8 protein-coding genes are annotated in these 9,929 nt (G+C 50.4%); 1 reads left to right on the top strand and 7 read right to left on the bottom strand.

The genetic code is table 11. The features are described from left to right. Nucleotides 1–254: 254 nt before the first annotated feature. Nucleotides 255–1,130 (bottom strand): nucleotidyltransferase-like protein, encoded by an 876-nt coding sequence (locus GC101_RS15435; RefSeq protein ID WP_042239683.1) that lies wholly within the window; start codon nucleotides 1,128–1,130, stop codon nucleotides 255–257. Nucleotides 1,131–1,261: 131 nt separating this feature from the next. Here GC101_RS15435 and GC101_RS15430 point away from each other — a divergent pair, with 131 nt between their 5' ends. Further along, nucleotides 1,262–1,627: a DUF2614 family zinc ribbon-containing protein gene (locus GC101_RS15430; RefSeq protein ID WP_039310396.1), complete on the top strand. Its 366-nt coding sequence runs from the start codon at nucleotides 1,262–1,264 to the stop codon at nucleotides 1,625–1,627. Between the two features lie 100 nt (nucleotides 1,628–1,727). Here the strand turns inward: GC101_RS15430 and GC101_RS15425 are convergent, their stop codons facing one another. The 6 genes from GC101_RS15425 to gatA form a co-directional block, all read right to left on the bottom strand. Next, complete coding sequence (locus GC101_RS15425; RefSeq protein ID WP_171717946.1) at nucleotides 1,728–3,449, bottom strand: glycosyl hydrolase family 18 protein; 1,722 nt, start codon at nucleotides 3,447–3,449, stop codon at nucleotides 1,728–1,730. A gap of 179 nt (nucleotides 3,450–3,628) precedes the next feature. Then, nucleotides 3,629–4,060 carry a Fur family transcriptional regulator gene (locus GC101_RS15420; protein ID WP_039310392.1) on the bottom strand — a complete coding sequence of 144 codons (432 nt, stop codon included), beginning with the start codon at nucleotides 4,058–4,060 and terminating at the stop codon, nucleotides 3,629–3,631. A gap of 125 nt (nucleotides 4,061–4,185) precedes the next feature. After that, nucleotides 4,186–6,111, bottom strand: coding sequence for a DUF4097 family beta strand repeat-containing protein (locus tag GC101_RS15415; RefSeq protein WP_246354350.1), 1,926 nt, complete (start codon nucleotides 6,109–6,111; stop codon nucleotides 4,186–4,188). Nucleotides 6,112–6,148: 37 nt separating this feature from the next. Continuing rightward, nucleotides 6,149–6,622 carry a GNAT family N-acetyltransferase gene (locus GC101_RS15410; RefSeq protein WP_171717945.1) on the bottom strand — a complete coding sequence of 158 codons (474 nt, stop codon included), beginning with the start codon at nucleotides 6,620–6,622 and terminating at the stop codon, nucleotides 6,149–6,151. Nucleotides 6,623–6,725: 103 nt separating this feature from the next. Continuing rightward, complete coding sequence (gatB, locus tag GC101_RS15405) at nucleotides 6,726–8,171, bottom strand: Asp-tRNA(Asn)/Glu-tRNA(Gln) amidotransferase subunit GatB (RefSeq protein ID WP_076248503.1); 1,446 nt, start codon at nucleotides 8,169–8,171, stop codon at nucleotides 6,726–6,728. Nucleotides 8,172–8,463: 292 nt separating this feature from the next. After that, the gene (gatA, locus tag GC101_RS15400; protein ID WP_171717944.1) at nucleotides 8,464–9,921 is read right to left on the bottom strand and encodes an Asp-tRNA(Asn)/Glu-tRNA(Gln) amidotransferase subunit GatA; all 1,458 of its coding nucleotides are present in this window, start codon (nucleotides 9,919–9,921) and stop codon (nucleotides 8,464–8,466) included. Between the last annotated feature and the right edge of the window lie 8 nt (nucleotides 9,922–9,929).

Raw genomic sequence — 9,929 nt, 5'->3', positions numbered from 1 at the left:
CCCTCGTTTTAGTCAACCTTTTTTTTGATTTCTTTTTTCGGCTGATTTACGACTGCTTTGCAGCGCATCGTTATGTCAGAGGGACGAGTTATAATTTATCACATAAGTTGCGTCCTAGTCAACCCTAAATATTCCCCTCATTATCTGCGCTCATGCAGCAAGGACAAATAAAAAAAGAGAGTACACTACCTCTCTCCATCCTCCTGCTTATTTTTCTATTATAGGTCTATTCATATCCGTGGACAGCCACCTAACTAAAGGGTATACCGAATTGCATGCCCGTCCCCGGCCTCAACAGCCCAAGAAGTAATTTCTCTAATTAATGAACGCGATACAAGCTTGCGCAGAACAAGCGGCAGCTCTGCCTGAAGCTGGCTCAGTCCTGAATGCTGTAGAAGTTCTTTAATACTCCAAGCCTCCTTACGGCTGCTCAGGATATGGAGAAGCATAGCGCAACAATCCGCCATTTTTGACATTAATGCAAACTCGCAGGCCAGCAAAATCAGTTCGACTCTCTGCTCGAGCGTTTCTGTACTTACTGTAAGTTCTTCATATAACTTATGAACCGGAGAATTCAAATTCTTGACCTGTCCCCAAACTGCGGGTTCCGGAAAATATCCGGCCTCGCTCACTTCAATACGTGCCCAATGGTATAGAGCGATCAGCACGCAGTTATAAGCATCCATAGTACAGCCTGCTTCAAGGTAACGTTTCGACTTCACATACATATGTAGAAACCGGGAGAATTCCATAAACAATACCCGCTCTTTCAGCGGACCTTGAAACTGGATGAGTTCCTTCCGCATCTCCGCCAATATTCCCTTAGGGTCCCAGATCACCTCACCGGACATTAAACTGGTAAGGAGTTCATTATTGTCCCCTGCCATCACAGCGCGTTCCAAAGCAGATAGACCCACATGCACGGATTGCGTCCGCCGGTCCCCGGCAATGGTGTGGGTTATAATTCGCTCTGTCTCCTGTTCCTCATGCAGCATGAGCACCATCATATCAAAGTCGTGCAGCAGCGCGCTCTGAAATGTGTCATTGCCTCTTTGCCGCAAAGCAACGGCTCCAAGAACATTCTCATCAAATGTCTCCCCACTTAATAGGGTCAAATTGGACAGTTCCATACTTCCCTCCATCAAATTTGGCGATTTTGCATCCAGTCAGTTATAATTCTCTTTACATAAATGATATTCTACATATTCATGTCAGTTCCTCCTGGACAACCGAACTATATTTCAGTTAGGAGATAATACTCATGAAATTTAAATCGGCCAAAATCAACGCTTTTCGCACCTGGGGACTGCTTCTTACGATGCTGGGTATGGGTCTTATGATTATGGGAACCGCAGGCATTGTATTCTGGGGATCTGCAGGCAAGGTTGTCGCTGCTATCGGTCTCGTCATTGGTCTAATCTCCATGATGGCCAGTCTGGCCATCTACTTCTGGGCGGGCATGCTCTCAACCAGTGCTGTCCAGGTGGAATGTCCCGAATGCCATAAGCTGACCAAAATGCTTGGCAAAACGGACCGCTGTATGTTCTGTCACACCATCCTTACGATGGACCCTGCACAAGCCACAATTACTGCTGAAGAACTTGAAGTCCAGCAATTGAAGCAATAATCGAATTCATATGTCTTTAATAATCTCCTGCCGGATACAAATAAAACGGGTGTCGTCCTCTAATGGATGACACCCGTTTTATAATTAATCCACTTAAGCATTATTCAACAATTGCCTTGAGTGCTTCCCACGCTTCCGGATTGGCAAAGCTCCGATTCCATGAGGCTACCCCGCCAAGGCCGAAGGACTGCGCCAGCTCGACTCTGGCTGCCAGCGAAACTTTATCCTCGATCCATATTTTGCGCAGAGCATCCTCTTCTTTATATTCCACATAATTCTGTCCTGCATCCTTATCAAGAACCGGTGTCAGCTTCTTCTCGGCAAGTATCTCCTGGACCGCATTCATACTGACGGCCTTGGAACTTACTTTGGTTTCACCTTTCTCGGTCTTCTCGGTCCAGATACGAGTGTACAAGGGTATCCCCAGAATCAGCTTCTCGGCAGGGACTGCATCCTCTTCAATAATCCGGTTTATAGAATTCTTCACCCACGGCAGGGAAGCTACAGAACCGGCAACCGGACTAGCCGCCCAATGCTCATCGTAAGCCATCACGACCAGGAAATCCGACACGGCTCCAAGCGCCCGGCGATCCAGGAACAAGGACCACATTTCACTGTTTGATTTCGGTGTTACATCAATAGAGACAATCAGATTCCGGCTCTGTGCCATAGGCTTCAGTTCCCGCATGAATTGGGTTACATTAGGTCCATCCTTGGTGTATACATTCTCAAAGTCGATATTAATACCGTCCAGGTTGTAAAGATCCGCGTACTTCAGCATCTGCACAATTGTATTCATCCGTCTGTCATACGTGGATAGTGCCTCCGTAGTCAGGTCCGCCTCAAAGCTGTTGCTGAGCAGACCCCATACCTCCATGCCCTGGGTGTGAGCCCACTCTACATAGGCGCTATCAGCCTGGCTGCGAACATTACCATTAACATCGATAATACTGAACCAGGTTGGACTAACCACATTAATCCCAGGCAAATCAGCGAATTTCGCAGGATTCGGCTTGCGTTCGTAGACTGCCTCCCAGAACATATTAACGGGCTTTCCTTTCCAGCTGCGTTCGGCACGGGTAGGAGCCACAGGCTGCTGCACTACTGTTCTATTCCCGTCTGCTAGAATATCGTCCGCCTTGACGAAGCCTGTATATCCGCTCTCCAGCTGCACATACAGCCAGCCTTTGATGTCTGAATTCCAGATTCTCACTGTGGCTCCCGGCGGCATATCAGCAAGGATTGGCGCATGTACGGAGGCTCCGCTGCGGAGCGCTTTGGTCCGTCCGCCTTCCTTACCCTTCACCTTGCCTAACGGCACCGTTTCGCCGGCAGTCATTAACAGAACAGCACCGGTACTGCTATCCTCGTCTACCTCAAAGCCATATAAGTCCTCCAGTGTATCTGCCGGAAGATATGTCACCCCATCCTTCTCTTCAGGCGCAAGACGAAGCTGCAGGGGCTCATTGTTCAAACTTGCTGCTGTTGAATCTTCCTGCATATATAAAAGACTGCTGTCTGTCGACAGAATCACAGACTTGCTCTTTTCCTCGTAACGGATAGATGAATCTACGTATTCCTGTAATAGCGGCAGTGGTAATAGCAGGCTGTCCCCTGTCCCTGAGGCTGAGTATCCGGTAAGCTCTCCCTTAACAAAAACAGGCTTCTCCAGCCCCTTCCAATCCGGATCCAGATGCTGACGGTTCGGTAATACATAATATACAACCCAAAAGGCTGCGGCAGCTATAATGACAAGTCCCAATAAGCGGCGAAAAAGACTTCCACGCTTTTTGACGCGTCTTTGTCTCTGTCTTCTGTCCAAAATATATCCTCCAAACAGTATGATAAATTTATAATCAGATAGCACTTCTGTTAAGTATACGACATCGCGGCCCTATTGGTTGCGCCAAACTGCTGGAAGCTTTGTATTTTTGTAACAGCTCCATAGAAAAAAGCGTGTAAAATCCGCATTCGGATTCTACACGCCTGCAATTCCATATCTTAGTGCTGCTTCTCGTTGCAGCATTTGCAAACACCATACAGTTCCATACGTAATCCATGAATCTTAAAGCCTGTAGCCAATTCGGCACGCTCCTCTACCTCATGGAGAGAAGAATAGCTGAAATCCTCAATCTTACCGCATTCCTGGCAGATGACATGATAATGATCAGACACATTGGCATCGAAACGGCTGGAATTATCACCGTAGGTCAGCTCGCGGACCATACCCGCTTCTATAAACATCTTAAGATTGTTATACACCGTTGCCACACTCATACTGGGAAACTGAGGCTCAAGCGCTCGGTAAATATCGTCTGCCGTAGGATGATTCATCGCTTCCATCAGATACGTAAGAATCGCATGACGCTGAGGCGTAATACGGACACCGGTTGTCTTCAGTTGCTCCAATGCATGCTGTACGCCACTACCCATCCATGCCACCGCCTTTAATTATACAACTTAATAATAACTCTAATGTAATTGTAAGACCGGGCTTTCAATGTTGTCAACGAAGTCCTTACATTATATTCATTATTATATAATAAAAATTACTTATTTCAATATTTGCTCACATTTAAATTGCTATTTCCATCCACACGAAGCTTGAACTCACCCGTTCCGATCTGGCCGGAGAGGTTTTTTTTGTCGATTACAAGTCCCGGCAGGTCCGTTACAATATCCCCGTACCCGCTTGAGCCCTCCACCTTATAATTCCCCGTAAGCGGCAAGTAGAGATCGATATCTCCGACAGCACTGTAGATATCCCAGTCTCCGCCGAAGTCGTTCGAACGAATGTTGATTCTGCCATTCAAAGATTCGGCGTGCAGCTTCGATCTGGCTCCGGCTACCTCCACATTGCCGTTCTTCGTGGACAGATCCAGTGCATCTCCACTATCCGTTGCCGATATATTACCGACTGCCGATGACAGCTTCAGAGCCCCGCTAACCTCCCAGGCCCCCATATCACCACCGCTCGTAGTCAGTTCAACACTCCCCTGTACGTTTCTGGCGCGTACTGCGCCATTGAGGGTTTTACCTTTTACATTGCCGTAAATACGGTGCAGGATAAGCTCCCCGTTCCCTGTCTCCAGAGAAATATCTGAAATAGCCTCCACGTTCTGCAGAGTAATACCACCGTTCATCGTGCGGACCCCCAGATCAAACCGGCGGTCCTCGGGCAGGGAAATGTCCAGATCTATCCGCGGCTGGCGTTTGCCGGATTCACCGTACGCCTTCCCCTGGGGAGTGATCTTGATCGTCGTGTCTTCTGTCACATCGACAAAAGACTGATCCGCTATGGATTCGGCAAGTACCCCGTCCAGCTGATCCACCCAGACTGTTGCTGTAATCTCAATATCCTCCACAGCAGCCCGGTGGATCAGAATATCCCCGTTAATCGCATCAATATTGATTCCGGACGTATTCAGTTCAACTGGAACAATAAGCGGAGCCTTCTCATAACGGCTTCCTTCAGCTTCTCCATAATCAACTGCCGCTACAGTCAAATTAAGACTGACCCGGTTCCACAGATGCAGATAATGCTCCTGCTCCGTTACGATAAATACGCATGCCGAGAGAAGGATGGCCGAGAACAGTCCGCGCAGGTCCATACGGGCTCTGGCAGTAGTGACGTTCTGGCTGCGGCGGCGGGAAAAGAAGTGGATCAGCAGATACTCCACTCCCCATAATACCGGAATAACAGGCCACCATTTCAGCAGCAGCATCATATAATCAGTTCCGTCACGCCAATCCATGAGCAACAGAACTCCGACACTAATCAGCACTGCGGATGCAGTATATCTGCCCACACGCCGGCTCCGCCGTTCCTTGCTCAGACGTGCACCCGAGTCCTTAGCTATCTCCCGTACACCCAGAAGCAGGCCCAGAATCATCAGCAGAACCGCTACGGTTGCACCTGCGGAGTTCTCAATGAACACTTGAAGCCAGGGCGGCTTCTGGCGGAAGAGGAAGAGCAGCGCCCCGCCAATGAGCAGCAGCAGACCAAAGGAAACCCCCGGCTCGCTGATTCTCACCCGGCGCCCTGCATTCTTCGCAGAATCCTTCATATCCGATAGTTCAGGGTCATGCTCTTCAGGGAACCGCAATATCCGGTCTGCAGACTGGAGCACATCGAACACATTATAGAAGTACAACGCCGGGATCAGGAGCGCCAGCAAAATTAGCAGCGGTACATTGATCTGCATCCCGATGGATGAGAAATACAGCAGAGCCACAATATCCAGCAGAATAAGAAAGATAAACGAAATCCCTTTACGGAGCAGCCCGAGATACAGATGTCCCGTGCCGGGAATAACTGCAGCCAGCAGGCCGGCTATAAATTTGCGTTTGCGGGGACGCCGCTTTTGGCGGGGAGGGATATAAGGGGCCTTAGGTTCTCCGCCAGCTTCAGCTTCCTGCAAAGCAGCTTCCTTCTCTTCATCCTGCACGGGATTATTCTCATGATCATGTTGACCTGAATTCATCTCGGCACTCCTCCTTTCAGAACGTTTGCTTCGCTTGTCATTCAATCTTGCCGCTCTTGTGAAACTCTATCAGCTCCACACCCGGAGCTACCTCTTCAACACCTGCAGGAATAAACCCGTGTTTGGTGTAGAGCGTTACTGCCGGAACATTCAGCTTCCCCGTGGATACGATAAACTGTTCCATTTCCGCATAACGGGCAAAGATAAATTCTAACATTCTGCCCGCCACCCCTTGGCGAAAATGATCCGGACTTACCATCATGCGTGTAACGGTCAGCTTACCGGGAGCCTCCTCCATTACTGCAACAGCCCCCATGAGCTCCTCATTGTCGTCGAGACAGCCGTAGAAGTCCTCTTTAACCCGGCTCAGCATGTCTCTGGTCTCCAGCAGCGGCGGGATATCACGGAACCCTATGATCTCCGCTTCCAGGCGGTACGCCTTATGCTGAAGACTCCAGAGCTCATCCAGCGTTATCTCATCCTGCAGATTCAGCTTCACAATTGTATCCATCCGTACAGTCCCCTTATATACTGCAGAGGGCCTGCCGTTGCCGACAAGCCCAGTGCTCATGATTCTATGACTTATTACCCAATCTATTAGCCAAAAGCAGCCCCTAGCTGTTCAATACGTCAGCGAGCAGTGTGTTAACCAGACCCGGGTTTGCTTTTCCTTTGCTTTCTTTCATAACTTGTCCTACGAGGAAGCCGATCGCTTGTTTCTTGCCGGCCTTGTAATCTTCTACAGATTGCGGATTGGCAGCGACCACATCCTGGACAATTTTTTTGATCGCCCCTTCATCACTGATCTGGACCAGCCCCTGCTCTTCAACAATAACTGCCGGCAGCTTACCGCTCTCCAGCATTTCTTTGAAGACGGTCTTGGCAATTTTGCTGCTGATGGTTCCGCCTGCGATCAGGCCGATCATCTCACCCAGCCCCTGCGGCGTAATCTTCACCTGGGATAATTCCAGATTATTGCTGTTCAAGTATCCCAGCAGGTCTCCCATCATCCAGTTGGCGACAGCCTTGGCATCCTGTGTGTAGGCCAGACTGCCCTCGAAGAAATCAGCGAGCGGCTTGGATGAAGTAAGGACTCCGGCATCATAGGCAGTCAGACCAAATTCTTCACTGTAACGGGCCTGCCGCGCATCCGGAAGCTCAGGAATGGTTGCGCGGATCTGTTCCTTCCAAGACTCGCTAATATGCAGCACGATAAGATCCGGGTCCGGGAAATAACGGTAGTCATGCGCCTCTTCCTTACCGCGCATAGACAAGGTCTTGCCTCCAGCTTCATCCCAGCGGCGAGTCTCCTGGACAACGATCCCCCCGTCGTCCAGAATCTCGCCTTGACGGAACTGCTCATACTCCAAACCACGGAGTACGCCGCGGAAGGAGTTCATGTTCTTCAGCTCTGCCCGGATGCCGAATTCCTCCTGGCCTTCCGGCCGCAGGCTGATATTGGCATCACAGCGCATCGAACCCTCTTCCATCTTCACATCGGATACATCGCAATACTGCATAATGGCGCGGATCTTCTCCAGATAGGCGCGCGCCTCCTCCGGTGAACGCAGATCGGGCTCAGAGACAATCTCAATAAGCGGAGTCCCCACCCGGTTGAAGTCAACCAGTGAAGCAAAGCCGCCGTCCACATGAGTCAGCTTGCCCGCATCTTCCTCCAGATGAAGACGGGTGATACCGATCCGTTTGGTCTCTCCGTTCACTTCAATATCAATCCAGCCGTTCAGGCCGATAGGCTGGTCATATTGCGAAATCTGGTACGCTTTTGGCGAATCGGGGTAAAAATAGTTCTTGCGGTCGAATTTGCTGACATCGCCGATCGTACAGTTAAGCGCCATTGCGGCTTTCATCGCGTACTCTACGGCCTGGCGGTTAAGAACCGGCAATACGCCGGGGTGGCCGAGACAGACCGGGCAGGTATGTGTATTGGGCGGAGCGCCGAATTCTGTGGAGCAGCCGCAGAAGATTTTGGACTTGGTATGAAGCTCCACATGAACTTCAAGCCCGATGACCGTTTCATATTTAGACATAGATAATCTCATCCCTTAAAAGTTTTGTGAGCATATACTCAAATTATATAAGAAGCACTAAAGAAATAAACAAAAAGCAAAAGAAGCGGAGGGGAAATTTGGAACTGTAGGAGCGGTAGCGACCGCCTGAAAGCTATCCGCAGGAAAGCTCGCTATCTACAGCATCAGCAGTCAATGGATTTCAACCGCGTATAGCGGATTAGATGAAGAAATCTGTTGACGGGCAGCGGCCGGAAGTCCAAATGTTCACCGCAGTGACGATGAAGCTTCAAGTTCAAAACTTAAGTGCATCTTAATATAAAAGCTACATTTGCGGACGGGCCTTGTGATGCTCTGTATGCTGTTCAAAGGCATGCGCAACGCGCAGTACCGTACTCTCGTCAAACTCCTTGCCGATAATCTGCAGGCCGACAGGCAGGCCTTCCGCGAAGCCGCAAGGAATGCTGATTGCAGGAATACCAGCCAGACTGACAGGAATGGTCAGGATATCATTCAGGTACATCGTCAGCGGATCTTCGGTCTGCGAGCCCAGCTTAAAGGCTGTGGTTGGCGCAGTCGGACCGATAACGACATCATATTTCTTGAACACTTCATCAAAATCCTGCTTAATCAACGTGCGCACCTTCTGCGCCTTCAAATAATAAGCATCATAATATCCGGAGCTCAGTGCATAGGTACCGAGCATAATCCGCCGCTTGACTTCAGGTCCGAAGCCTTGGCTACGGGAGTTATGGTACAGGTCAAGCAAACCGCCGCCATTGTCTACACGAACCCCATAGCGGACGCCGTCAAAACGGGCCAGGTTGGAGGAAGCCTCTGAAGAGGAGAGCAGATAATAAGCGGCTACGGCGTATTCAGTATGCGGGAGAGAAACTTCTTCCCACACGGCGCCAAGACCTTCAAGTACTTTAAGCGCTGACAGCACAGATTCGCGGACCGATGCATCTACGCCTTCGCCGATGTATTCCTTCGGCACTGCAATACGCAAACCGGAGATATCGCCGGTCAGCGAGCTCAGGTAATCCGGAATGCTGACCTTGGCCGAGGTGGAATCCTGGGCGTCATAGCCTGCAATAGCCTGCAGTACATATGCGGAATCCTCAACGGTGCGGGTAATCGGGCCAATCTGATCCAGCGAGGAAGCAAATGCCACCAGACCGTAACGCGACACTAGTCCGTACGTTGGCTTAAGGCCGACCACTCCGCAGTAGGAAGCCGGCTGGCGGATCGAGCCACCGGTGTCGGAGCCGAGGGTGAAGAACACTTCTCCGGCCGCAACCGCCGCTGCCGAACCACCGCTCGACCCGCCGGGAACACGCTCCAAATCCCATGGATTACGCACAGCGCCGAAGCTGGAATTCTCATTCGAGCCGCCCATGGCGAACTCGTCCATGTTCAGCTTGCCGATCGTTACGGCATCGGCCTGGCGCAGCTTGGAAACTACTGTGGCATCGTAAACCGGCTGGAAATTGGTCAGGAACTGGCTGGCACAGGTGGTGCGCAGACCTTTGGTGACAATATTATCCTTGATTCCGGCAGGAAGTCCGAACAGCAGACCGCGCGCGGCTCCGGAAGCCAGCTTATCGTCTAGTGCGCGTGCTTGATCACGGGCACCCTCTTCATTCAGCGTCAAAAAAGCATGAACCTTACTGTCATGCTCCGCAATGGCAGAAAGCGACGCTTCCGTCAGTTCACTGACCGAGACCGCTTTACTGTGCAGCATGTTATGTACTTCAGGTAATCGATATTGAAACAGGCTCAACTTGCTTC

This window comes from Paenibacillus phytohabitans, assembly GCF_013141775.1.
Lineage (GTDB): Bacteria > Bacillota > Bacilli > Paenibacillales > Paenibacillaceae > Paenibacillus_AQ > Paenibacillus_AQ phytohabitans.
This window is presented reverse-complemented; position numbering and strand designations above follow the sequence as displayed.